A 22984-nucleotide genomic window follows, 5' to 3' on the forward strand; every position below is an offset into this window, starting at 1 on the left:
GTTAGATATTGGGCTAACCGCACAATATTTCAACCTCTAGATGCAATATATACCAAAAATCAGACCCGTATTCTAGAGTAAAGTTCCCATTATTTGGGTTCAAACTGTTTAATGTGTCTCGAAACCGAATTAGTGCTCGCAAGCCAACTTAACGTTAAAGTAATACCAAGTAAGTAGCCAAGATCCGCCAAATCTAACGCTTTCAGAGTATAGTCGTTATGATACAAAGCCAACATTGGATCCAGTTTATCTTGGATAATTTGAGTCAGCCAATTAATCAGTAACCAAGCAAAAAATCCTGACAGCATCCCCAACCAACAACCTCGATAAATAAAGGGTCTACGGATAAATGAGTCTGTGGCACCAACCAGCTTCATTACTTCTATCTCACTGCGACGATTAACAATTGCTAAGCGCATGGTATTAGCAATAACTAGCCAAGCTGCAATCAACAATAAACTTGCAATAATCATAGCCAATTGCTCTAACAGTAAGACGAGAGATTCTATTTTTTTAAGCCATTCAACATCTAATTTCACAAAATCAACACCGCTGATTCTGCTGATTTCTTTTTGCAAGGCTAATAATGATTTATGACTTTTAAGTGAAGCCACTGGTTCAACAATAGCGACTGCTGGTAATGGATTACTATCAAGACCTTGAAGTACTTTTCCCAATGTACTACTTTGCTGAAAATCTAATAATCCCTGCTCAGGAGAGATATAGGTCACTGCTGCAATTTTGCGATGTACTTTAAATTCAGTAATAAGTTTATCGATAGCTTTAGAAGATAAGTCGGGCTTAAAATAAACCGTTAATTGCTGCTCAGATTTCCAATTTGACGTCACTAACTTAGCATTATCAGTAATAACAAATAACACCCCAGGTAAAGTCAAACTAATGGCCAGCACCAAGATAGTCATAACTGATGCCATTGGGCTCTGAATCAATTCTGCAAAAGTCAGTTTGGCTGTCGCCCAATGCTGACCAATACGCACACCTAAACGAGGCTTGTACTTATTTTTGTTAGATACTACAGCCACTTATATCACCTTGGGCACTGTGTTAATGGTACCTTTTCTTAAGGTAATACTGCGATACTTCATTCTTGCGATGATCCCTAAGTCATGGGTCGCCACTAGCACCGTCGTACCTTTTTGATTAAAGGTCTCAAATAGCTGCATGATCTCTGCTGATAATGTTGGATCCAAATTACCCGTTGGCTCATCAGCTAACAACAGGGCGGGTTGATTTACAATTGCTCTTGCAATGCCCACTCTTTGTTGCTCCCCGCCGGAGAGCGCGATGGGCTTAAACTTCTCTTTACCAAACAGACCAACCATATCCAAAGCCGCCATCACTTTACGCCTAATTTCAGTATTATTTTGACCACAGATGACTAAAGGCAAAGCAACATTATCAAATACCGTTCTATCCATTAACAGTTGATGATCTTGAAAGATCATTCCTATATCTCGTCGAATATAAGGCACATCTTTGTTTTTGATTTTGCTAAGATCGTGACCATTGATACTGATTTTACCGACCCTGGTGCGTTCGATAAGACTAATTAATTTGAGCAAGGTACTTTTCCCTGCTCCAGAGTGCCCAGTTAAAAATGCCATTTCCCCTTTTCTAAGGTGAAAACTCACATCCGTTAGGGCTTTTTGTCCACCAGGATAAATTTTGGAGACCTGCTCAAATTGAATCATCCGTGAAGTTCCTATTACTTTTTACTAAATAGGGCGTCAATAAAGTCATCAGCGTTAAATGGGCGAAGATCATCTATTTGCTCACCAACACCTAAATGTCTAATAGGTATACCAAATTTATCTGCGATCGCAAAGATAACCCCCCCTTTAGCTGTACCATCTAATTTGGTAATGGTGATGCCTGACAAACCTACGGCTTCTTTGAATAACTGTGCTTGACTGATCGCATTTTGACCTGTGCCAGCATCTAGAGCCAGCATGACTTCGTGGGGAGCCGAATCATCAAGCTTTTTCATTACCCGTACGACTTTTTTCAGCTCTTCCATCAAATGAGCTTTGTTTTGCAAGCGCCCTGCAGTATCGGCAATCAGTACATCAACACCACGGGCTTTAGCCGCTTCAAAAGCATCAAACAATACAGAAGCAGAATCGGCACCAGTATGTTGGGCCACCACTGGAATATCGTTACGCTCACCCCATACCTGTAACTGCTCAACTGCGGCGGCACGGAACGTATCACCAGCAGCTAACATTACCGATTTACCCTGGGCCTGATACTGCTTAGCTAACTTACCAATAGTGGTCGTTTTACCTACTCCATTAACACCCACCATTAAAATAACAAATGGGCCGTCAGAATTTTCTATCACTAAAGGCTGATCCACCTTAGCAACCATTCTATGGAGTTCTTGTTTTAAAAGCTCATGCAATGCTTCAGCATCTTTAAGTTGCCTACGTGAGGCCTGTTCAATTAATGAATCGATTATCTTGGAGGTGGTTTCTACTCCCACATCCGCCATCAGTAAATGTTCTTCAAGCTCTTCAAACAACTCGTCATCAATTTTCTTACCAGCAAAGATATTGATAAAGCCATCGCTTAAGTTTTCACTGGTGCGCTTTAAGCCCTGTTTAAGGCGCTGGAAAAAGCCTAATTTCTTGTCTTCGGTGTTGGCTTCTACTTCAGCGGCTGCAGGCTGCTCTGCACGTTCAGCCTCTACGCGAGCTTGCTCGACACGTTCAGCCTCTACGCGAGCTTGCTCGACACGTTCAGCCTCTACGCGAGCCTGCTCGGCACGCTCCGCCTCTACGCGAGCCTGCTCTGCACGTTCCGCTTCTACGCGGGCTTGCTCGGCACGTTCCGCTTCTACGCGAGCTTGCTCGGCACGTTCCGCTTCTACGCGAGCTTGCTCAGCACGTTCCGCCTCTACGCGAGCTTGCTCGGCACGTTCCGCTTCTGCGTGAGCTTGCTCGGCACGTTCCGCCTCTACGCGAGCCTGCTCAGCACGTTCGACCGCTTCTTCAGCCTGTTGTGATTCTATACGCTTCGCTTCTTCTAATTGAGCTTGCTCATCATTTTTTTGATCCCGTTTAAACCAGGAGAAAAAACCTTTTTTTGCCATTTGCAATTACCTAGAGTTCTTAGGGCTAACACTGCTAAAATACTTGAGTCTGTTTATTCCAGTGAATTATTGTCGCAATTTAAGGTCGACAGACCGATAACAATATCACAGTGCATAGTTAATTTTTGCGCTAGTCTATCATTTCTTTAAATGGCAATACATATAAGGTCAGCATGAAGCAAGCACGATCACCAAAAAAGTCGATGGGAAGCGGTCAGATTCGCATAATTAGTGGCCAATGGCGCGGGCGTAAACTGCCTATCCATGATCTTGAAGGTTTAAGGCCTACCACCGACAGAGTAAAAGAAACCGTTTTTAATTGGTTAGCACCTTATATGCTCAATGCAAAAGTCCTAGATGCTTTTAGCGGTAGTGGCAGTTTAGGCTTCGAAGCTTTATCAAGATACGCCAGTCATGCTACTTTTTTTGAGCTTCAGAGACAGGCGGCTCAGCAACTTAAAAGTAATTTAGCACTACTGAATTGCAGCAACGCAGAAGTTGTTCAAACCGACACCCTAAAGCAGCTGTTAACCCCACCAGAACAAGCTTTTGATCTGATATTTATTGACCCACCTTTTAACAAGGGGTTAGTCGAACCTTGTTTAAAGTATATTGCTCAAAATAAGTGGTTAACTAGTGATGGCATCATCTACCTAGAAATTGAAAAACAGTTACAGCTACCTCAACTGCCAGTGAATTGGCAAATCATCAAAGATAAAACCGCCGGCCAAGTTCGTTTCTTGATCATTGCAAATCAAGCCTAACAAAAAGTGTGCCTGTTACAACTTACTGATACAATTGACAGATCGAATCTAAATACCAATCATCATGCTGCTATTATTGATTAGCTCATTTGCTTTACTGCTTGGGCCTATTTGCTACCAGTTTTTGGCTCATCGCCAAGGCTTATTAAAAGCCATAGATGGCTTCATCTTTGTCACTTTAGGTGGCATGGTGTTGACTCACCTATTGCCAGAACTTATTCATCATGGCGGCTTAGCGGCCATTTTTATGGTGTTGGTGGGTTTATTTGGTCCAACCCTTAGTGAACGTATATTCAAGCGCTTTTCTAGGACTACCCACAACATTACTCTATTTTTAGGTGTATTTGGGTTGATGCTTCATACCCTTACCGATGGCAGCGGCCTATCTTTATCTAATCATGGCGGTAGTCTGTTTTTAGCCCTTGGAATCATTATCCATAGATTACCAGTAGGTTTAACAATCTGGTGGTTAATACGGCCTCAATTTGGCGTTGCTTGGGGCAGTATTACGATTGCGATGATGATACTTTTCACCGCAATTGGCTTCACTGCAAGTGAACACTTTTGGCACCAATTATCTCTTGATAACACAGTACTTTTACAAGCTTTTGTGACGGGTACTATTTTGCATGTGGTTTTGCATCAGCCCCATGCGCATGAACACTCTCACCACCATAGCCATCAACACCAAGATGACCATAAACATAAGGATGCTAAACCTCAGCACGAGTACCAAGCTGGGGTTGGCAGCTTAATTGGACTCGGCTTTTTAGGTTTATTATTTTTGATGCCCGAACAGGGCCATGATCTCCAACACCATCATCAACATCGTTCAGGTGAACAGCAACTGATAGCTTGGGCAGCGCAACTGGCGCCATGGATATTAGCCTGTTATGTTCTAGCCAGTGTGCAGTTTAAGCTTCAATTACAGCAGACCAAAGGTCCAGTGTGGCAATGGTTACAACGCCTAACAGGGCCAGAAGCCATTCTGTTAGTACTGTGCTTACTTGGCCCCTGGTGGGCACTGATTCAACTGGGCTGTGCCCTTGCGATTAGCCTGTTATTAAGCAAATTAAATGTAACCATGTTGCCATCAGCGAGACCCATGCCGACCAATATGATCGATTTTAGTTTGCATTTTCAGGTACTCAGAAGCGCTCCATGGATAATCATCAGCTTGCTTACTGTAAACCTTATTGGCCACCCAGAACTGCCAATTGATGCCCCTGCGTTACAGGTATTGCTGGTGCTGGCTATGATTTTACCTATGCGCTTTTGCCATATCGGTGCCACGGTACTAGCCATCAGCCTAGCTTGGTCGGGCTGGCATCCACAGGCGGTGTTATTGCCATTAATTGCTGGACCACTGCTTAACCTAAAACAGCTAGGCACAATGAATGGCCAACAGGGGGCTACGCTCATGGCGTTAACCCTAGTGCTAACCTTAGGCGGTATTCCACTGCCAGCGCTTGAGCATAATCACCAGCACCACATTGAATCTTGGCAATGGGCCGCGCTAGGCGGATTACTGGTGCTGTTTGGTCATAACCTGCTACGCACTGGACCACGCAAGTTTTTATCAAACTTAATGGCCATCAAGATCAAAAATCCCCATAGCCATTAGGGTATAACATAAGCCATGTGTATCTTATTCATCGCCATTGATCAGCACCCTGATTACCCAGTCATTATTGCCGCCAATCGCGATGAATTTAAGGCCAGACCCACCAGCCACCTACAGCAATGGCCCGAAGGCATTATTGCAGGTAAGGATCTACAGGCCGGGGGTACTTGGTTAGGGGTGAACCAGCAGGGTCACTTTAGTGCTTTGACCAATATTCGTCAGCCCCAAAAGCCGGACTTTACCGGCCCCTCAAGGGGGGAGCTCCCCCTTTACACACTGAGCAACTCTATCCCCCAGAGTAAGCAATATCTGCTCTCTAATGCCCCCCTTTTTCAGGGCTTTAATCTGGTATTTGGTCATATTAATGAGCTGTATAGGTTTAACTCTAATGAGCAACAGATACAGCCACTAACAGCAGGCATTCATGCAGTTTGTAATGGCCCTTTAAATACCGACTGGCCAAAGATGAGCTTAGGTAAGCAATTGCTGCAACAAGTATTAGCCAAGCCGACTCTACCCATCGAGCAACTATGGTCGATACTTGCCAATAAACAACAGGCTCAGGATCAGCATCTACCGCAAACGGGGGTCCCCTACCAATGGGAAAAAGTGCTTTCGAGTATTTATATTGAGGGTCTAGAATACGGCACCCGTGCTAGTAGCCTTATCCTGCTCGACCGCCAAAATATTCTGCATATTTACGAACGTTCAGATGTAAAAGCCGGCGACTCCTCTTTCACTATCGCGATTTAAATCCTTTAAAGTTTTCCCTTTTTGTGCTCAAAATAGAGTATTGAAGCAAAAGGAAATTAGTATGAGTAAATGGATTTTAAAGCTGCTCGGCTGGCAGATACAAGGTCAACCTAGTACCACAAAATATGTCATGATTTTAGCCCCCCATACCAGTAACTGGGACTTTATCATTGGTATTTTGGCTCGCAATGCGGTTGACCCGAGCATCAAATACATGGGTAAATCTCAGTTGTTTAAAGCCCCTTGGGGCTGGTTATTTAGAGCCCTCGGTGGCATACCCGTGTATCGCGATAGCCATAACAATATGGTGCAACAAATCGCCGAGCGCTTTAATCGCCAGAGTGACTTCAAAGTAGTGATGGCGCCTGAGGGTACTCGCAGCCCCGTTACTAAGTGGAAAATGGGCTTTTATCATATTGCTAAACAGGCTCAAGTGCCTATTTTAGCGGTAGGATTAGACTACCAAAACAAAACCATTTCGATAAAAACTGAACAACACACCAGTGACGATATGGCAGCAGATTGTCAGCAGTTACTTGCCTTCTACCAGGGTATAGCAGGCAAGTACCCTAAAGCTTTGCCTAAGTCATTGACTTAAAGCTGGAATCACTAGGGCGTTGATACGCTCTAAGGCCAAACTCCGGTAACACCGCGAAGATATGATCGAAAATATCCGCCTGAATGGCCTCATACTGGGGCCAGCGTATGTCATTACAGAATACATATATCTCTAACGGCACTCCCAACTCTGAAGAAGGTAACTGTCTGACAATAAAGGTCATATCTTGGCGAATGTTTGGATTAGCCTTTAAATAATTAACCAGATAGGCACGAAACGTACCTAAGTTGGTCAAACGCCTTCTTCTGGGATCCGATTGTTGCAATTCTAATTCTTGAATTTTGTCATCCAAGTATCTGGTTAGAAGAGGGTTACCTTTTAATTGCTGTAGCCATTGAGCATCAAGAAAGCATACAGAGGATATATCAATATGCACGGCACGCTTAATACGACGTCCCCCTGCTTGAGTCATCCCTTGCCAATTTTTAAATGCGTCAGAGACAAGTGCATAAGCAGGGATCATCGAAACGGTTTTGTCCCAATTTCTCACCTTTACTGTCGTTAAGGTCACTTCTTCAACTTCACCATCAGCGCCATACTTTGGCATTTCAATCCAGTCACCACGACTCACCATGGCGTTGGCGGTTAGTTGCACTCCTGCAACAAAGCCTAAAATCGTATCTTTAAAAATTAACAACACTAAACCAGTCGCCACACCCAAGCCACTTAAGAAGTATATGGGCGACTTATTCGTTAATAATGAAATCACCAAAATAGCGCTAACAAAAAATAGGAACAGCTTCGTAAGCTGGACCACGCTCTTGATAGGTAATTTTTTACCGACAGGATCGCTATCTGCTATGTCGTTTATCGCGGTTAATAAGCTAAAAACAACTCGAGTCAGTTGTATCACTATCAACAACTCTAAAACCTTTGCCAACAGACTCTCAAAAGGATTGCTATCAACATATAATATTGGCAGGGTGATGTACGCCACCCCCCAAAACACTACTATTGCTAGCTTTTCCAGTGTTTTGTTCGCGATTAAATGGTCATCCCAATCGGTTTTTGATGCCAGTATTAACTTATGTAGCGATGGCACCATAACCATACGAGCAAGCAGGTACCCCAGTAAAGTGACAATTAAAATAATCAGTAAACCTGCTAAAGAACCCTCTTGAAGTTGCTGTTCCGCCCCTAAGGATTTTAAAATTTGCAGTAAATTTTCACGAAAAAATTCCATAATAAAGCATCCTAATCCTTACAAAATTGTTATCAAGCTCACAGAACAGTCAGCCAACGCTCAAATATCGCCACTATCATCTATTCTATAGTGCAAAATACCACCTAAATTTTCCATTAAGTAGTCATTTATGTGTTGCCGTCTTGTTTATTTGTTACTTACTTTTGTGAGTTTTTCTAGCTGCGCCCAAATTGCTAACAGTAGCGTTAAAAACAAACCCTATACTTTACTCACTTTAGACATATATCCAAATGAAAATCAAATGCTTGGATTTACTCTGGCACCTTATCATTTTGATCAAAATTATGATAATTGGGGTTACTATATTGGCTTTGCTCGCGGCAAAACCGAAGAAGTAAAAAACCTAGGACAACACCAAAGTGGTGAGTCTCAACATTATCGCTATCGTTTCGGTTTAAGCTATAGCCTGACCAATAACATCAGTATTTATGGGGGAGCCATCAGTGATACCCGTGAGTTAGATATAAAAACTCGAATCGCCCCCTTTATGGTAGACGCAAGCCCCATAGAAGTCAGTAAAAATGATAAAGATACCCAGTGGGGTGGAGAAATCGGAGCCCGCATCGCTCTCGATTTTGGCTTAGCGGTATCCATTGGCTACAACAGCATTTCTAATGGAGTGATCGGTGGTATTGGTTTTCGTTTTTAGGTAGCATCAAAATCTGTTAACTCTCTATATTACAAGGAAGTTCAATGATTTGGTTTAAACGTCCCACTCTAGAAGTTTGTCAAATGCTTGATAAAGGCTTTACTGGCAAAGGCACCTTAATGGAAACCATGGGCATTAAAGTCACCGAAATAGGTGATGATTATATCACTGCCACCATGCCTGCTATTCCGGCTCATCATAACCCTATCGGCATGGTTCACGGGGGGGCCAATGTGGTACTCGCAGAAACCGTGGCCAGCTATGCCGCCAACTTTGTGGTGGATACCGACAAATACTTTTGTGTTGGTCAAGAAATCTCAGCCAGTCACCTAAAAGCTTCTCGTAATGGCGAGTTGATTGCCACCGCTCGCCCGTTACATATCGGCAAGCGCAGCTCGGTTTGGGATATCGAAATTAAAAACAGCGCCGGCCAACTATGCTGCAGCAGCAGAATGACTGCCGCCGTAGTCGAGAAGAAAGCTAATTTTGCTTAATTAGCGGCTGTAGCACTTCCAGTTTGCCATCAATTTGATGTTCAATCTTTAGACCCAATAATTCAGCGAGCATTGGGTATACGTGAATATTAAGGGCCTCTTTTACAGTTTTATCTGAGAAATTTGGCCCTCTCGCCATCAGCATAGTGGCCATTTCAGGCACATGATCAACATGATAACCATGCTCCCCTTTGGATGGCGGACGATAGCCAGTAAAGCCTAAATACAGGCTTTCTGTTTTAATCAGCACATCACCAATAGCAGGGATATCAGAGTAATGCAGCGAAGCGGGAATATCTTCACGAGCCAGCGCCTGTAAACCTTCAACCCCAGCTAACGTCTGCAATAACGCTTTTATATCAGCCTGCTTATCCATCCCTTGGTGATAAACATTAATAAAAGGCCCTGAACCGACAAACTTGAACTGAGCTTTTACATGTTTGGGGATGAAACCATCTAAATTGAGTAATTCAAACTGACTGCTATCAACCATGCCATGATCAGAAGTAATGATCAGGTTAACTTCAATCCCCTTGGCTTTGAGTAAAGCATCAAGCTTAGCGATAGCCGCATCTACCTTATGCACAGCTTGGCGCGTCTCAGCTGCGCTAGGGCCAAATTTATGCCCCGCACTATCAACCTCGTGAAAATACAAGGCAACAAATTCGGTCGTATTTGGTGTACTCAGCCAATCCACCACCTGATTAATACGCTGTTCAAAATCTTGATGATGCACATAGGCTTTAAATTCAGTTGGCCGCTGGCCTGCAATTAAAGCTTCGGAACCCGGCCAAAAATAGATCGCCGTCTTTTTGCCTTGGGATTCAGCCAGCGACCAAATCGGTACCCCCTGATAAAAGCGACCATCAGTCACGGCGGATTTATCTGAAATTTTGTAGTGTTTTTCAAGTGTTGGCGAATAAAAGCGATTGGCAATAATGCCGTGATGATCGGCATATAAACCGGTGACCAAACTCAAGTGATTAGGAAAAGTTTTACTTGGGTAAATCGGCTTTAAGCGCTCAACTTTAGCGGCCCCATCGGCGAATTCATTTAACCATTTAGGTTTATGCAATTGATTGTAATCATAGCGATAACCATCGATTGATATCATCACAATGGGCGCTGATATACTTATAAAGCTCGTTATTGCCAGAGCAAGCAGGAGGGCAGTCCTGATTATCATGATTCTTTCCATAAAACATTTTTGCTGATTTTACTCATCATAACAGCGAAACATGACATAAAAAAAACCATCTAGTACATTTTTCTTACATATTAATATTGACCGACCAAGGAGCGTTGCTGTTAAGCTTATGTTTTTAATTAGCAGCACGGACAGCAATATGCCCTTAAAAAGATGTATTCAAAGCAGTATGTTAGCCGCAACGATAACATTGAGTTTATCCGCACACTCTAGCAATATGGAAGATTGTTACTTAAACGGTTTAAGTGACAAGATTCAATGTGGCTCTTTAGCCCTTCCCAAAGATTACCAAGATCCAAGCCTAGGCACCCTAGACATTCATTTTAGCGTTATCCCCGCCACCAAAAAGGTACCAGGTAATGCACCACTTGTCGCGATTTCAGGTGGTCCAGGTCAATCCGCGATTGAAAGTGGTGCTATGTTTGAGCGTACCTTTAATCGTGTTCGCCAACAGCATGACATTTTATTAATTGACCAAAGGGGAACGGGTAAGTCGAGCCCATTACAATGCCAGCAACCTGACTTTGCGGAAACCTTAGCTCAGGATGATACCAAGCTAGATATCCATGCTGAAATGCAAGCCTGTTTTGAACAACTCCCCGAGCATCCTAAGTACTTTTCTAGTTATGCCGCCACCCAAGACCTGGAAGCCATTCGTAAGCATTTAGGCTACGACAAGCTGCATTTATACGGCATTTCCTATGGCACCCGTATGGCGCAAATGTACAGCCAGTACTACCCGCAAAATGTGGTCACCCAAACCTTAGATGGAGTCGTACCACCTCAGATCAATGTTATGGATGTCAATTTGGCGGTGGACCGCGCACTAGACAAACTCATTGAAGACTGCCAAGGGATCAGCGGCTGCCAATCGCAATTTGGTGATATTAAATCTCGCCTACATACGCTGGTTGCCAAGCTCAAACAGCAACCTATTCATACTAGGGTTGCCCATCCAAGTACAGGCCAAATCGTCCCTATGCTATTAACCCCAAGTAAGTTTTTAGGCTCATTGAGAATGGCATTATATTCTCCCCAGTCTAAACAGCTTATTCCCTACTTAATCAGTCAAACCGAACAGGGGAATTACCAGCCATTATTGGGGGTGATGAGCCTATTTAGCGATGGAGCAGGAATAAGTATGGGTATGCACTTTGCCATTGTTTGTGGGGAAGATTATCCGCGCCTAACCAAGCAAGAAAAAGCTTCTATGCAACAATCGCTCATTGGTGCTGATATGCTTAACACCATCAGCAACGCCTGTGATATTTGGCAAGTCCCTGATAACACCGCCACATTAGGTGGAGCACCACAGCACGATATCCCAACTCTGTTATTATCGGGCGACAAAGACCCAGCTACGCCACCAGCATGGGGCGATATTGCTATGGAAAAACTCACCAATGCTCGCCATTTAGTCGCCGCCCACGGCACCCACGGCATTGCCCAACAATCCTGCGGCAATAAGCTGATTGCACAGTTTATCCAAAACAAAGATGCCAACGCTCTAGAGGCAGCATGTTTAGACACCCTGACCTCTGAATTCTTTAAAGATGCCAACTCTCTCGCCAGCCATGACAAGGAGTCTAAATAATGATCGAAGTAAAAGACTTACATAAAACCATCGGCAAGGTGGATGCCTTAAATGGCTTATCCTTTTCCGCTCAAAATGGCACCATTACTGGTTTGCTAGGCCCTAATGGTGCAGGCAAGACCACCTGCTTACGAACCATGTTTAACCTGTTAAAAGCAGATAAAGGCCAAGTCCTTATTGATGGCATTGATAGTGCTAAAGACCCGGTAAATGCCAAAAAGCAACTGGGACTATTCCCCGATCCTTTCGGCCTTTATGAACGTCTCACCCCAAGACAATATATCGAGTTTTTTGCCGAGCTTAACGGCCTGTCATCTAAGGATGCCAAACAAGCAACCATTGACGTGATTGCCAGCCTCAAACTAGAAGATATCAGCGATCGTCCTTGCAAAGGCTTCTCCCAAGGCCAGCGCATGAAAACCGCTCTGGCTGGTGCGATTGTTCATAAACCGCAAAATATCATATTAGATGAACCGAGTCGTGGTCTGGATGTGATGAGCACCCGCACCCTCAGGGCGACACTCACCGCCCTCAAAGAGCAAGGTCACTGTGTGCTGTTTTCCAGTCATGTCATGCAAGAAGTTGCCGCGGTGTGCGATCAAGTAGTGGTAATGGCGAAGGGCAAAGTGGTGGCCATTGGCAGCCCACAACAGCTTTGCCAGCAAACCGGAGAAAGCAGTTTAGAAGAAGCCTTTATAAAGTTAATCGGCTCAGACGAAGGGATTGCAGCATAATGAAACAAACATGGACGCTAGTAAAAAAAGAAATCTTAGATGCCCGCAAAGACAAACGCTCTTTAATGGCCGCTTTGTATTACGCCTTTGGCTCACCAATCATTTTTGCGCTGTTGATGGTCTTCATGATTGATAAGTTTAGCTCTCCCGATGCGCTTTATATCGACATGCAGGGCCAAGAGTATGCCCCTGAGGTGGTGTCATACTTGGCCACCGAAGATATTTTTCCTAAAGAAGAGGGTAAACCAGGCAAAGACATTACATTGATATTCAGCGAAGATCACGCCGAGAACTTAAGTCTAGGAAAGCCCAGTAAAATCATTATTCAAGTTGATGAATCTGAAAATGATTTAAAAAGCAGCCACCGCCGTATCGAGCTCAATTTACAGAGATACAGCCAGCAAATTGCTGGATTAAGGTTAATCAACCGTGGCGTCAACCCACAGTTGCTGAGACCATTACAGGTGCACACCCAAGATACCGCCGCACCTTCTGCCAAGGGCGCGTTTATGGTGTCGATGGTGGCCTTTATGATCCTTTATAGTGTGTTTGTGTCTGGCATGAACCTCGCCATCGATACCAGTGCCGGTGAGCGTGAACGCAACTCTTTAGCATTACTGTTATGCCAACCAATCTCTAGTTTGCAAATCGTACTGTCTAAGGTATTTACTGTGTGCTTACTCAGTTGGATAGGGGTGATTCTCACCTTAGCGATATCCAAAATTGCCATGGGCTATGTGCCTTGGCATGAATTTGGAACCAACTTGAATATTGATGCCCAGTTTATTGCTATCGCGATTTTAGTGAGCATTCCTAACGCCGTGCTGGCCGCCAGTATGATGATATTTGTGGCGTTTATGGCTAAGTCATTTAAGGAAGCCCAAAGCTATTTGGCATTTGTGATGATGGTGCCAGGCATGTTGGCCATGGCCTCGGCCTATGGGTTTGGCGAAGATAACCTAAAATGGCTGCCAGTATCCGGCCAGCATCTTGCATTAATGGATTATGTTAAGCAGCAACCCGCCGATTGGATGCCAATTTTCAGCAGCAACCTAGGCGCACTAGCCATTGCAGCAATATTAATTTTAGCAGTGAGTAAAATGCTAAAAAGTGAAAAGGTGGTGTTCGGTCTGTAGCGGTTAGTAGAAAGCTAAAGCCCTAGTCAGCTAGGGCTTTGCTGATCTTAATATGTGGCCCTACACCAGCAATATCAAACACCTCTGATGCCTGGCTATAACCTAATTTAAAATAGAATCGGGCCGCGCCAGTTCGAGCATTGGCCCATAACAAGTCCGTCAACTTAGCGGCTTGCTGCTCAACTTGGATTAACAACTTAGCCCCTAGGCCTAGCCCTTGGTAATGTTCTAAAACCGCCATTCCCCGCAGCTGCAATCCGGCTTTGCCCTCTAACTTAGCCTGATACAAAGAAGCAATGGCCACCACTTCTCCCTCATCAATCAGACCAAAGTGATGGGTCGTCGCTAAATCATCCCCCTCAAACATACAGCTCTCAATAGCAAGCCCTGGGCGCAGTACCGCCGAGCGCACTGGGTACGTTTGATGTGGACTAAGTTTACTAAATTCCATAGAAAATCACGTTCAAAATAAAAAGGTCAGCCTATCTTTTCAGCCTTTGAAGTGCGACTGATTTATTGCCGCAGTAAAGCTTAGTGCTCCCTAGTATTCACCGTTAAAATAGGAAAATCACTCTGGCCAAAGTCGGCGGTCAAAGTTAGCGTTTGGCCACCTTCAAAATTTAGCTTCGTCAGTTCGGGAAAGACTCTAGAGCCATCTGCTAATGTTGCTAGTAAATGCTCTGCTTGAAGACTACGCCTACCCGCGGCATGATTAGTTAGCGTAATCACGGCCTGTCGCAAACCTGTCTCACTGCTCATTAACACAAAATGTTCAATTTTAAAATCACTCACTTCAGCATAGATTTTATCTTCATTTTTAAAAGCTAACTCTAAGTTTGTCGGAATATATCTATCTACACTGTAAACTTCTTCTGCAGTAGCAGTCGTCATACCCCACAGCAACATGCTCAGGTATATTGGTTTCATAATAGCATCCTTGATTAAAACAGATTGAATATTGTACAGTTAACAATGATTTAACTTATCATAAAGGAATAATGATGAACATTAACGCAACCCTGTTCGGTCAAATAGCGCTTGTATGGATGATAATTGCTACTGTCATTGTTGGTTATCTAGCCTGGAAGAAAACAGATACGCCTGTAATAGTGACTCTTGTTGGCGCATTGCTTAATTTAATCCCAGTATTAGGGTTAATCTTTATGGGTTACCTTGCACTAAAACAACCTCCTAAAACAAATTAAATTCACTTTAACACTGGGTCGCTTGTCTGTTATTAATGGTTAAAAATAATAATAAGCAAGGATAAGCGATGATATTTGAACAATATTCTTTTGAAATAATCTTTAGTCTATGGGTGCTATTTTCTGCAGTGCTATTTGGCATTTTAGGGGCTAAGAAAAATTACAATCCTGTGCTAATGTCAGTCGTTGGCGCTGCTGCAGCCTTTATCCCCTTCAGCGTATTAATTATTGCGGGCATTCTAATCGTTCAAAAACCTGCCAAAGGTCAGCTTGCATCGGCAAGCCAACCTTGAAGTCATATTCAGCAGCCTGGGCCACAATCTAAACAATGTTTAATCGTTGCGGGACCTAGGTTCAATTTAGCATTTAAATCCCGCAGCGCAGTTCGCACGCCCTCTTCAATAACCGGGTGATAGAACGGCATCTCTAGCATTTGTGAAACCGTCATCTTTTGCTGATGCGCCCAAGCCAGTAAGTGTGCCAAGTGTTCAGCATTAGGGCCCATCATTTCTGCACCTAAGAAACGCCCGGTTCCCTGCTCACCATAAACGTGTAGCAAACCTTGGTTGCGCAGCATCACCCTTGAGCGACCTTGGTTTTCAAACGATACCTGACCCACCTCAAAACAACCACAGCTGCCTAAACGCTGCTCAATTTGCTTGCGGGTTTCGCCGACCATTGCCAATTGTGGATCAGAGAATACCGCTGCAATACTGCTTCTGCGTAAGCCCGCACGAATATCAGGAAAGCGACCCGCATTATCTCCGGCAATACGCCCCTGATCGGCCGCTTCATGCAATAGCGGTAACTGGTTGCTGGCATCACCGGCGATAAAGATATGCGGTTGGCTGGTTTGCAAGGTATAAAAGTCCGCCGTTGGTATGCCGCTCTCATCAAGTTCTAACCCGGCGTTTTCAATCGCCAGCTTATCCACATTAGCGCGACGACCGGTAGCAGCTAGCACGTAATCGGTGCTAAAAATTGCTTGTTCGCCATCTAGGTTAGTAAAGTGAATCTCAACTTTATCACCGACACGCTGCATCGATTGCACCCTAACATCTGGATCTAGGTAGAACTCTTCTTGGAAAGCCTTAGTGGCGTACTCCATTACGGTTTTATCGGTAAATGGACCAACTTGCCCACCTAGGCCAAACACTTTTACTTGCACGCCCAAGCGGTGCAACGATTGCCCAAGTTCTAAACCAATAACACCTGGGCCAAATACCGCGACGGATTCAGGCAAATCATCCCAATCAAACACATCATCATTAATGATCAAGCGATCCCCTAGCTCATGCCACACCTGTGGGTAGGCAGGGCGAGAGCCAGTGGCAATCACCATACGTTTGGCGGTAACCTGAGTATGATCATCCACTTGTAAAGTATGGCTATCAATAAACTTGGCAAAGCCAATAATTTTATCTTGGGCCGGGATCTCATCAACGCCCTCCAGCACAAAGCCTACAAAGCGGTCACGCTCAGACTTAACCCTAGCCATGACTTGCTTGCCATTAATATCAATGTCCCCTGAAGTATGAACACCAAATTTAGGAGCTTTCTCAATTTGATGCACACTTTCAGCGGCAGCGATTAGCAACTTTGAAGGCATACAGCCAACTCGGGCACAAGTAGTACCAAATGGGCCACCTTCAATCAGCACAACCGAATCCGTATAAGCTTTGGCACTGCGATACGCCCCAAGGCCTGCGGTTCCACCACCAATGACGGCTACTTCAACGTTAACTTGTTTCATCTGCTGTCTCTCTTATTGGGTTACTAATTGATTGGCTGATGCAATTAGTATCGCCCCCCCTTTTAAATAGTTCCAATCGTTTTATTTTATAATATTGATAGCTTTTACCTATCAAGTCGAGTAGTAAAAAAGGCATGACTCACTTTTATATTAGAGTGCGTCAATGCCTTTGTGCTTATTTACACAGCTGATCGCCGTAGTAATTGTCTGAGTAGTTACACTGCTTAGTTTGACTCATCGCTTTGCTCCTTATTTTGCACTCTTTATTTTGAAAAATGCGCTTCAAGGTCATCTGAACCACCAATGTGTTTCCCACCAATAAACACCTGTGGCACTGTGGTGCGACCGCTAATGGCTTTCAAGCTGGTAATGCTGGCATTTTCACCCATTACAATTTCTTCAAAGTCATAGCCTTGTGCTGTTAGCAAGTTTTTCGCTTTCACACAGTATGGGCAACCAGGTTTAGTGATAATGCTTACCGGCTCTTTTTCTGCAAAGTTTGGTGCAATGTAGTTAAGCATGGTGTCTGCATCTGAAACTTTGAACGGGTCGCCCGGCTCGTTTGGCTCGATAAACATTTTCTCTACCACGCCATCTTTAACCAGCATGCTGTAGCGCCATGAACGCTTACCAAAACCTAAGTCATTTTTCTCTACCAGCATACCCATGCCTTCGGTAAATTCGCCGTTACCATCTGGAATGACAGTAATGTTCTCTGCTTCTTGGTCAGCTTTCCAAGCGTTCATAACAAAGGTATCGTTAACTGAAATACAAACAATCTCATCCACACCTTGGCCTGCAAATGTGGCCGCTAACTCGTTGTAACGTGGTAAATGGGTAGATGAACAAGTCGGGGTGAATGCACCTGGCAGACTGAAAACAACCACTGTCTTACCTTTAAAGATTTCGTCAGTAGTAACATTAACCCACTCATTGTTTTGACGAGTTGGAAAAGTAACTTGTGGTACTGCTTGGCCTTCTTTTGATGCGAACATAATCATTTCCTCATAGGTGATAAATCGATACTTTAAAACTTGTTTCAGGGCTGCTCCCTGTTGATGTGTGTATTATTGAACAACTAAGTTGATAGCTCCAATCGTTTGAATCTATACTATTGATAGTTAAAAACTATCAACATCAAACCAATACCCATGAACCTAAAAGACTTTGAATACCTCATCGCCCTGCATCGACATCAGCACTTCCGCAAAGCGGCAGAAGCCTGCTTTGTGTCTCAACCCACATTGAGTGGTCAAATAAAAAAACTCGAACAAGAGCTAGGGACGGTAGTACTCGAGCGTAATAATCGCCAAGTATTGTTTACAGAACTTGGTGAACAACTTGTCGAGCAAGCCAAAAAGATTCTAGTTGAAGTAAAAACCTTTAAAGAACTCGCAGATACCAACTATCAAGAAATGGTAGGCAGGCTAAAAGTAGGCTTTATCCCAACCGTTGGCCCTTACCTACTACCTAAGTTTATTCCCCAATTAAAACAAACCTACCCTGACTTAAAGTTAGAGCTGCATGAAGATAAAACCAGTAATTTGGTTCGTCGCTTACAACAAGGGGAACTAGATTGCTTAATTTTAGCCGCAGTGGCCGATACTCAAGTTCTCAAAGAAATTCATTTGTTCCATGAGCCAATGCTGATTGCCGTCAGTAGCGATCATCCCTGGGCCGAGAAAGACAGTATCGATTTGACCCTACTTGCCGGAGAGAAGGTTTTGGCCTTAACCGAAGGTAACTGTTTTCGCGATCAAGCCTTAGGCTTTTGCATGAAAGCCGGTGCCATTGAAGACAATAGCTATCAAAGTACCTCTATTGAAACATTAAGGAATATGGTCGCTACCGGGGCGGGCTTAAGTTTATTGCCGCAAATGACTACTCCAAAGGAACGCCAAAAAGATGGCGTCAGCTATATCGCTATTGCTGAACCCGCACCTAGCCGAGAAATCACTCTAGCCTACCGCCCTGGAAGCCCATTAGCGACTAAGTTCAACAAGCTGGCTGAATTAATAACTATTTGAAATTAGATACTTTACTGACTACATTGAACAATAAACAAACAGCAAATAAGGTTAATGATGGCCAGTAACTATTCGGCAATAGGGATCCCTGATGACTCCAATGAATCGCTGCAGCAGTTTATCCAGCAAGTATTAGAATCTGGCGACGTTGACGTTAATGATACCCCTGAGGGTAAGTATTACATTTGGCAAGAAAACAGCGGCGGTCAAGCCTGGCTGCAAGTGACCCATGATAATGAGCTGCTAGGAGTGGCACCGGCCTTTATAGGGCAGTCTCAATTAACCGCGCGCATTAGCCGGTTTATTCAATCGGAACAGGACAATGACCTTGAAGGTGCCATTTATGCCTGGGCCAATCCCCAAGATGACAGTGAGGACTCAGGGGATTACCCTTTCCTTTGTGATGTGGTGAATGCCGGTGCAGTCAACGAAGCCAATTTACCCATCACATTAACCCTTAATGTTTCCGCTTTTGCCCACGAACTAACGCTATTTGCCGATGAGCAGGAATTTAAACAGGCGCAACAACAGCAAGATGCAATATTTAGCTCACAATCCTTTATTCCAACCGGGCTGTTTAACGATGAACAATATCCCGATGCTCCCCCAAAACCCCTGGCTTATTTTATTGGTCATATTGTCGATCATAAATTATGTCGCCACCCCCTCACTAACAACCAATATTATTGGATGTTAGTGAAAACCCTTGGGGGAACAATTGATGTTGTCAGCGCCACGGAACTGATTGAAGAACCTATTAATAATGGTGGCATTATTTCTGGTAGGTTCTGGCTAAGCACTATTATTAGCTAAATTTGGATTCGTGGTCTAACAACCACTGCTTACGAGCTAAACCGCCGCCATAACCAGTTAACGATCCATCCTTACCTATTACTCGGTGGGAAGGAATCATGATCGCCACCTTATTGGCACCGTTGGCATTCGCCACCGCTCGCACCGCTTTGGGGTTATCAATGCGATTGGCTTGATCTTGATAGCTCGCAGTAGAACCATATTCAATCCCTTGTAAGGCTGACCACACCTGTTGCTGGAAAGCACTGCCAGGGGTATCCAAGGCCACCTCAAAAAATTGCCGCTCACCGGCAAAATACTTCGTCAGTTCAGATTTGGCCTGCTTGATATGTGGGTTTTCACCATAACGAATGGTGGCTTTGAAACGCTTTTGTAAATCAGCAAATTCGGTTTCCAACATGCGCCTATCAACAAACTCTAGCAAACAGATGCCGTTATCACTGGCACAAATAAACATAGGTCCAATCGGGGAACTATAGCGGCTAATCACAATCACATTTTGTTTTAGTGCCGCCTTAGGTGCCTGACCTGTCACTTGCTTTACGGTATAACCAAAGCCACTTAATGATTGGTAACCAGCCTCTAGGGCACTGTCGATGGTTCTCGCTCCTTGTTTTAACTCTAATATAGCCGCATTAACCCTCAACATGCGCTGGTAAGCTTGAAACGTCATACCATAATGCTTATTAAACCAACGTCGTAGCATAGAAGGACTGATCCCATGCTGCTGCAACTGCCAATCAGAGAGCTTTTGCTCTGGCTGTTTCGATAATAGTTGTAAAGCGATCTGTACTGGATTAGGCGCCTGGTTAGCGTTTTCGGTAGGGCGACAGATCTTGCAGGGACGAAAACCCGCATCCAAAGCCGATTTGAAATCACTGTAAAACAACACATTTTCAAACTTAGGTTTACGGGCTCTACAGCTCGCAATACAAAAAATAGACGTGGTTTTCACGCCGACAAAGAAAGTCCCATCAAACTGACTGTCCTTTGAGACTAAAGCTTGGTAATACTCATGTATTTTGTGTTTATCTTGTATATGCATGGTCAGATCGAAAAATCATGTTGTACGTTCAAAGTACCCCTAAGGAACCGCAGCATACAACCGAAAACTGAACAACTAAATATAAATCTACCAGTAAATTTAATTGCTTATCACTTAATGAGTCCGTAATTTAAATAAATACACATAGAAAATCAGTAAATTTAATAGGGAAATATAATGCAAACGGATGTAGTCACTAACCTTATACTACCGATCTCGCTATTCATCATTATGTTTGGCATGGGGCTATCATTAACCCTTAGTGACTTTAAACGAGTAGCTAGCCAGCCTAAAGCTGCGCTAGTGGGAATAATTAGCCAGTTCATCGCTTTACCCATAGTGGCATTTATTATCGCGAGTGCTGTTAACTTATCCCCAGAACTGGCGGTAGGGTTAATGATCATCGCATTTGCACCTGGTGGCGTCACCTCCAACATGTTTGTCAATTTAGCGAAAGCAGACCTGGCCCTGTCAATAAGCTTAACCGCAGTGATAAGCCTACTGGCTCCCTTTACCATTCCGCTATTAACCTACCTAGCGATGAACCACTTTATGGAAGCAGGGCAGCGCATAGAACTACCTATTATTAAGACCATCATCCAACTGCTAGTGATAACAGTGCTACCTGTCAGCTTAGGCATGCTAGCCAGCAGACAATGGCCTAAGGTCGCAAACCGTTTAGAGCAAAAACTTAAGCTGTTTTCAGTATTGTTCCTATTCTTTATTGTGCTTACTATTTGTATCCAAAACAGGGCAGAGCTAGTTTCATTCTTTATCGAAACAGGCATTGCAACTTTGATACTCAACATAACAGCCTTAATATTAGGCTACTGGATTGCCAAAGCTTATAGGCTTAATAAAGCTCAAACAATCACTATAGGCTTCGAAGTCGGTATCCAAAATGGCACTTTAGCCATACTCATCGCAGGCACCTTACTCTCTAATGCCACCATGGTGATCCCTGCCGCTACTTACAGCATCTTTATGTTTATCACTGGCTTTATCTTCCTGCAAATCATCAAGCCCAAAAGCCAGAGAATATTAGATACAAAAAACCACGCCTAATACCCAGTAAAAAAGGCGAGGGCTTATCTGTAGTCTCGACAAAAGTACAGGAAGTACTTTTGCACAGCGTTAGCTGCCTGTAGGGTGAGCTACAGGGATGTAGCGAATGAACCGGGCGAAATGGACCGAAGCGTAGCTTCGCAGCCATGTGGCGGAAGACAGGACGTCTTCCTGAGGGATCTACCAGGGACGGGGCAGGGCGTAAGATCCAACAGCCCAACTACGTAATTAACAAAGATCGATGTGAGCGACCGAGATTGCGCAGCAATCAGGGCTCGGGTGAATGTTTCGTCCAAGCTCCCCATAACAGCCAACGAATTTCAGATACAAAAAAGCCCTCGCATTGCTGCAAGGGCTTATCTGTAGTGGCGGAGCGGGTGAGGAAGACCGAAACGAAGTTTCGCAGCTGACGAACACTTGCCATCGACGGCAAGTGGAGGGATCCACCAGGGACGGGTCAGGGCGTAAGATCCAACAGCCCAACTACTTAATTAACAAAGATCGATGTGAGCGACCGAGATTGCGCAGCAATCAGGGCGTCGGGACAAAAGTACAGGAAGTACTTTTGCACAGCGTTAGCTGCCCGAAGGGTGAGCCACAGGGATGTGGTGAATGAATGTGGTCCCGTCCAAGCTCCCTGTAAAAGCCACCAAATTTAAGATACAAAAAAGCCCTCGCATTGCTGCAAGGGCTTATCTGTAGTGGCGGAGGACACGGGACTCATACCCGCGCTCCCCGTCGTGACAGGCCGCTGCTTCTAGGTAAAGAGTCTAACTAACTGAACTACCGCTCAGTGCTGTAAGCACTTATTTAGATTCACATACGAAAAAGGCTCAACCTTTCGGTTGAGCCTTCTCGTTAATAGTGGCGGAGCGGACGGGACTCGAACCCGCGACCCCCGGCGTGACAGGCCGGTATTCTAACCAACTGAACTACCGCTCCTTTAGACCGAAGTCTAAATCCTTTTTAAGTCGCCAAGGTGTCATACTTGGGAGACTCGTTTACCTTAGTAAACTTAATTTAGAGCCTGGCGATGACCTACTCTCACATGGGGAGACCCCACACTACCATCGGCGCAATTTCGTTTCACTTCTGAGTTCGGAATGGAGTCAGGTGGGTCCAAAATGCTATGGTCGCCAAGCATAATTTGTTGTTAACTCGCTGTTTTAGCGCGCTAATCTAATCT

At 44.3% G+C, this 22984-nt stretch carries 24 protein-coding genes, 1 tRNA gene and 1 rRNA gene; 14 read left to right on the forward strand and 12 right to left on the reverse strand.

Annotated elements, in window-relative coordinates; genetic code table 11:
- Positions 1–89 precede the first annotated feature (89 nt).
- The 3 genes from ftsX to ftsY are packed head-to-tail and all read right to left on the reverse strand — an operon-like array spanning position 90 to position 3112.
- Positions 90–1043 carry a permease-like cell division protein FtsX gene (gene ftsX / locus GFB48_RS11110; RefSeq protein WP_163935405.1) on the reverse strand — a complete coding sequence of 318 codons (954 nt, stop codon included), beginning with the start codon at positions 1041–1043 and terminating at the stop codon, positions 90–92.
- Complete coding sequence (ftsE, locus tag GFB48_RS11115; RefSeq protein ID WP_163935408.1) at positions 1044–1712, reverse strand: cell division ATP-binding protein FtsE; 669 nt, start codon at positions 1710–1712, stop codon at positions 1044–1046. It abuts the gene before it with no gap.
- Between the two features lie 14 nt (positions 1713–1726).
- Complete coding sequence (gene ftsY / locus GFB48_RS11120) at positions 1727–3112, reverse strand: signal recognition particle-docking protein FtsY (protein ID WP_163935411.1); 1386 nt, start codon at positions 3110–3112, stop codon at positions 1727–1729.
- Positions 3113–3285: 173 nt separating this feature from the next.
- Here ftsY and rsmD point away from each other — a divergent pair, with 173 nt between their 5' ends.
- The 4 genes from rsmD to GFB48_RS11140 all read left to right on the forward strand — a co-directional run bounded on the left by rsmD (position 3286) and on the right by GFB48_RS11140 (position 6851).
- A complete protein-coding gene (gene rsmD, locus GFB48_RS11125) occupies positions 3286–3876 on the forward strand; it encodes a 16S rRNA (guanine(966)-N(2))-methyltransferase RsmD (protein WP_163935414.1) in 591 nt (196 codons plus the stop codon).
- A 64-nt stretch (positions 3877–3940) separates the two neighbouring features.
- Positions 3941–5500, forward strand: coding sequence for a metal transporter (locus tag GFB48_RS11130; RefSeq protein WP_163935417.1), 1560 nt, complete (start codon positions 3941–3943; stop codon positions 5498–5500).
- Positions 5501–5515: 15 nt separating this feature from the next.
- Complete coding sequence (locus GFB48_RS11135; protein ID WP_163935420.1) at positions 5516–6253, forward strand: NRDE family protein; 738 nt, start codon at positions 5516–5518, stop codon at positions 6251–6253.
- A 61-nt stretch (positions 6254–6314) separates the two neighbouring features.
- A complete protein-coding gene (locus tag GFB48_RS11140) occupies positions 6315–6851 on the forward strand; it encodes a lysophospholipid acyltransferase family protein (RefSeq protein ID WP_163935423.1) in 537 nt (178 codons plus the stop codon).
- On the opposite strand, the gene GFB48_RS11145 is transcribed toward GFB48_RS11140, so the two are convergent.
- Positions 6835–8055, reverse strand: a complete 1221-nt coding sequence (locus GFB48_RS11145) for a mechanosensitive ion channel family protein (protein WP_163935426.1) — start codon at positions 8053–8055, stop codon at positions 6835–6837. The genes GFB48_RS11140 and GFB48_RS11145 overlap by 17 nt on opposite strands.
- A gap of 262 nt (positions 8056–8317) precedes the next feature.
- Between GFB48_RS11145 and GFB48_RS11150 the strand changes: the two genes are divergently transcribed.
- Together GFB48_RS11150 and GFB48_RS11155 are read left to right on the forward strand one after the other, a co-directional pair.
- Positions 8318–8725: a TonB-dependent receptor gene (locus tag GFB48_RS11150; protein ID WP_163935428.1), complete on the forward strand. Its 408-nt coding sequence runs from the start codon at positions 8318–8320 to the stop codon at positions 8723–8725.
- Positions 8726–8769: 44 nt separating this feature from the next.
- Complete coding sequence (locus tag GFB48_RS11155; protein ID WP_163935431.1) at positions 8770–9219, forward strand: PaaI family thioesterase; 450 nt, start codon at positions 8770–8772, stop codon at positions 9217–9219.
- Here GFB48_RS11155 and GFB48_RS11160 read toward each other — a convergent pair.
- Entirely contained in the window at positions 9206–10333 is a 1128-nt protein-coding gene (locus GFB48_RS11160; RefSeq protein WP_240464861.1) for an ectonucleotide pyrophosphatase/phosphodiesterase, read from the reverse strand. The two genes, GFB48_RS11155 and GFB48_RS11160, sit on opposite strands and share 14 nt — an antisense overlap.
- Before the next feature lie 232 nt (positions 10334–10565).
- On the opposite strand from GFB48_RS11160, the gene GFB48_RS11165 reads away from it, so the two are divergent.
- The 3 genes from GFB48_RS11165 to GFB48_RS11175 are packed head-to-tail and all read left to right on the forward strand — an operon-like array spanning position 10566 to position 13890.
- The gene (locus GFB48_RS11165; RefSeq protein WP_163935436.1) at positions 10566–12020 is read left to right on the forward strand and encodes an alpha/beta hydrolase; all 1455 of its coding nucleotides are present in this window, start codon (positions 10566–10568) and stop codon (positions 12018–12020) included.
- Complete coding sequence (locus GFB48_RS11170; protein ID WP_163935439.1) at positions 12020–12754, forward strand: ATP-binding cassette domain-containing protein; 735 nt, start codon at positions 12020–12022, stop codon at positions 12752–12754. Before GFB48_RS11165 ends, GFB48_RS11170 begins: the two co-directional genes overlap by 1 nt.
- Positions 12754–13890 (forward strand): ABC transporter permease, encoded by a 1137-nt coding sequence (locus GFB48_RS11175; protein ID WP_163935443.1) that lies wholly within the window; start codon positions 12754–12756, stop codon positions 13888–13890. The genes GFB48_RS11170 and GFB48_RS11175 overlap by 1 nt, the downstream gene beginning before the upstream one ends.
- A gap of 22 nt (positions 13891–13912) precedes the next feature.
- On the opposite strand, the gene GFB48_RS11180 is transcribed toward GFB48_RS11175, so the two are convergent.
- Positions 13913–14341: a GNAT family N-acetyltransferase gene (locus GFB48_RS11180; protein WP_163935446.1), complete on the reverse strand. Its 429-nt coding sequence runs from the start codon at positions 14339–14341 to the stop codon at positions 13913–13915.
- Positions 14342–14421: 80 nt separating this feature from the next.
- Complete coding sequence (locus GFB48_RS11185; RefSeq protein ID WP_163935449.1) at positions 14422–14817, reverse strand: hypothetical protein; 396 nt, start codon at positions 14815–14817, stop codon at positions 14422–14424.
- 71 nt (positions 14818–14888) lie between these two features.
- On the opposite strand from GFB48_RS11185, the gene GFB48_RS11190 reads away from it, so the two are divergent.
- Both GFB48_RS11190 and GFB48_RS11195 read left to right on the forward strand, forming a co-directional pair.
- A complete protein-coding gene (locus tag GFB48_RS11190) occupies positions 14889–15095 on the forward strand; it encodes a hypothetical protein (protein ID WP_205597722.1) in 207 nt (68 codons plus the stop codon).
- A 68-nt stretch (positions 15096–15163) separates the two neighbouring features.
- Entirely contained in the window at positions 15164–15388 is a 225-nt protein-coding gene (locus tag GFB48_RS11195) for a hypothetical protein (protein ID WP_163935451.1), read from the forward strand.
- An 8-nt stretch (positions 15389–15396) separates the two neighbouring features.
- Here GFB48_RS11195 and GFB48_RS11200 read toward each other — a convergent pair whose 3' ends face one another.
- Entirely contained in the window at positions 15397–16848 is a 1452-nt protein-coding gene (locus GFB48_RS11200) for a dihydrolipoyl dehydrogenase (RefSeq protein WP_163935453.1), read from the reverse strand.
- Between the two features lie 263 nt (positions 16849–17111).
- Positions 17112–17843: a glutathione peroxidase gene (locus tag GFB48_RS11205; protein ID WP_163935455.1), complete on the reverse strand. Its 732-nt coding sequence runs from the start codon at positions 17841–17843 to the stop codon at positions 17112–17114.
- Between the two features lie 156 nt (positions 17844–17999).
- Between GFB48_RS11205 and oxyR the strand changes: the two genes are divergently transcribed.
- Both oxyR and GFB48_RS11215 read left to right on the forward strand, forming a co-directional pair.
- Complete coding sequence (oxyR, locus tag GFB48_RS11210; protein ID WP_163935458.1) at positions 18000–18875, forward strand: DNA-binding transcriptional regulator OxyR; 876 nt, start codon at positions 18000–18002, stop codon at positions 18873–18875.
- A gap of 54 nt (positions 18876–18929) precedes the next feature.
- Positions 18930–19688 carry a hypothetical protein gene (locus GFB48_RS11215; protein ID WP_163935461.1) on the forward strand — a complete coding sequence of 253 codons (759 nt, stop codon included), beginning with the start codon at positions 18930–18932 and terminating at the stop codon, positions 19686–19688.
- On the opposite strand, the gene GFB48_RS11220 is transcribed toward GFB48_RS11215, so the two are convergent.
- Positions 19681–20733 carry a bifunctional transcriptional activator/DNA repair enzyme AdaA gene (locus tag GFB48_RS11220; RefSeq protein WP_163935464.1) on the reverse strand — a complete coding sequence of 351 codons (1053 nt, stop codon included), beginning with the start codon at positions 20731–20733 and terminating at the stop codon, positions 19681–19683. The two genes, GFB48_RS11215 and GFB48_RS11220, sit on opposite strands and share 8 nt — an antisense overlap.
- Before the next feature lie 177 nt (positions 20734–20910).
- On the opposite strand from GFB48_RS11220, the gene GFB48_RS11225 reads away from it, so the two are divergent.
- Positions 20911–21798 (forward strand): bile acid:sodium symporter family protein, encoded by an 888-nt coding sequence (locus GFB48_RS11225; protein WP_163935466.1) that lies wholly within the window; start codon positions 20911–20913, stop codon positions 21796–21798.
- 865 nt (positions 21799–22663) lie between these two features.
- On the opposite strand, the gene GFB48_RS11230 is transcribed toward GFB48_RS11225, so the two are convergent.
- Positions 22664–22740 (reverse strand) — tRNA-Asp (locus GFB48_RS11230).
- Between the two features lie 83 nt (positions 22741–22823).
- Positions 22824–22939 (reverse strand): 5S ribosomal RNA (gene rrf / locus GFB48_RS11235).
- Positions 22940–22984: the final 45 nt, after the last annotated feature.

Source organism: Paraferrimonas sp. SM1919 (genome assembly GCF_010993985.1).
Taxonomy (GTDB): Bacteria; Pseudomonadota; Gammaproteobacteria; order Enterobacterales; family Shewanellaceae; genus SM1919.

What these genes read in the sequence shown, in the direction of transcription:
- GFB48_RS11180 (WP_163935446.1), bottom strand. Translation starts at nt 14,341, where the DNA reads ATGGAATTTAGTAAACTTAGTCCACATCAAACGTACCCAGTGCGCTCG.
- GFB48_RS11185 (WP_163935449.1), bottom strand. Translation starts at nt 14,817, where the DNA reads ATGAAACCAATATACCTGAGCATGTTGCTGTGGGGTATGACGACTGCT.
- GFB48_RS11155 (WP_163935431.1), top strand. Translation starts at nt 8,770, where the DNA reads ATGATTTGGTTTAAACGTCCCACTCTAGAAGTTTGTCAAATGCTTGAT.
- GFB48_RS11195 (WP_163935451.1), top strand. Translation starts at nt 15,164, where the DNA reads ATGATATTTGAACAATATTCTTTTGAAATAATCTTTAGTCTATGGGTG.
- GFB48_RS11170 (WP_163935439.1), top strand. Translation starts at nt 12,020, where the DNA reads ATGATCGAAGTAAAAGACTTACATAAAACCATCGGCAAGGTGGATGCC.
- GFB48_RS11215 (WP_163935461.1), top strand. Translation starts at nt 18,930, where the DNA reads ATGATGGCCAGTAACTATTCGGCAATAGGGATCCCTGATGACTCCAAT.
- ftsY (WP_163935411.1), bottom strand. Translation starts at nt 3,112, where the DNA reads ATGGCAAAAAAAGGTTTTTTCTCCTGGTTTAAACGGGATCAAAAAAAT.
- GFB48_RS11225 (WP_163935466.1), top strand. Translation starts at nt 20,911, where the DNA reads ATGCAAACGGATGTAGTCACTAACCTTATACTACCGATCTCGCTATTC.
- GFB48_RS11160 (WP_240464861.1), bottom strand. Translation starts at nt 10,333, where the DNA reads ATGATATCAATCGATGGTTATCGCTATGATTACAATCAATTGCATAAA.
- GFB48_RS11145 (WP_163935426.1), bottom strand. Translation starts at nt 8,055, where the DNA reads ATGGAATTTTTTCGTGAAAATTTACTGCAAATTTTAAAATCCTTAGGG.
- rsmD (WP_163935414.1), top strand. Translation starts at nt 3,286, where the DNA reads ATGAAGCAAGCACGATCACCAAAAAAGTCGATGGGAAGCGGTCAGATT.
- oxyR (WP_163935458.1), top strand. Translation starts at nt 18,000, where the DNA reads ATGAACCTAAAAGACTTTGAATACCTCATCGCCCTGCATCGACATCAG.
- GFB48_RS11190 (WP_205597722.1), top strand. Translation starts at nt 14,889, where the DNA reads ATGATGAACATTAACGCAACCCTGTTCGGTCAAATAGCGCTTGTATGG.
- GFB48_RS11220 (WP_163935464.1), bottom strand. Translation starts at nt 20,733, where the DNA reads ATGCATATACAAGATAAACACAAAATACATGAGTATTACCAAGCTTTA.
- GFB48_RS11175 (WP_163935443.1), top strand. Translation starts at nt 12,754, where the DNA reads ATGAAACAAACATGGACGCTAGTAAAAAAAGAAATCTTAGATGCCCGC.
- GFB48_RS11140 (WP_163935423.1), top strand. Translation starts at nt 6,315, where the DNA reads ATGAGTAAATGGATTTTAAAGCTGCTCGGCTGGCAGATACAAGGTCAA.
- ftsE (WP_163935408.1), bottom strand. Translation starts at nt 1,712, where the DNA reads ATGATTCAATTTGAGCAGGTCTCCAAAATTTATCCTGGTGGACAAAAA.
- GFB48_RS11150 (WP_163935428.1), top strand. Translation starts at nt 8,318, where the DNA reads ATGCTTGGATTTACTCTGGCACCTTATCATTTTGATCAAAATTATGAT.
- GFB48_RS11205 (WP_163935455.1), bottom strand. Translation starts at nt 17,843, where the DNA reads ATGTTCGCATCAAAAGAAGGCCAAGCAGTACCACAAGTTACTTTTCCA.
- GFB48_RS11130 (WP_163935417.1), top strand. Translation starts at nt 3,941, where the DNA reads ATGCTGCTATTATTGATTAGCTCATTTGCTTTACTGCTTGGGCCTATT.
- GFB48_RS11200 (WP_163935453.1), bottom strand. Translation starts at nt 16,848, where the DNA reads ATGAAACAAGTTAACGTTGAAGTAGCCGTCATTGGTGGTGGAACCGCA.
- GFB48_RS11135 (WP_163935420.1), top strand. Translation starts at nt 5,516, where the DNA reads ATGTGTATCTTATTCATCGCCATTGATCAGCACCCTGATTACCCAGTC.
- GFB48_RS11165 (WP_163935436.1), top strand. Translation starts at nt 10,566, where the DNA reads ATGCCCTTAAAAAGATGTATTCAAAGCAGTATGTTAGCCGCAACGATA.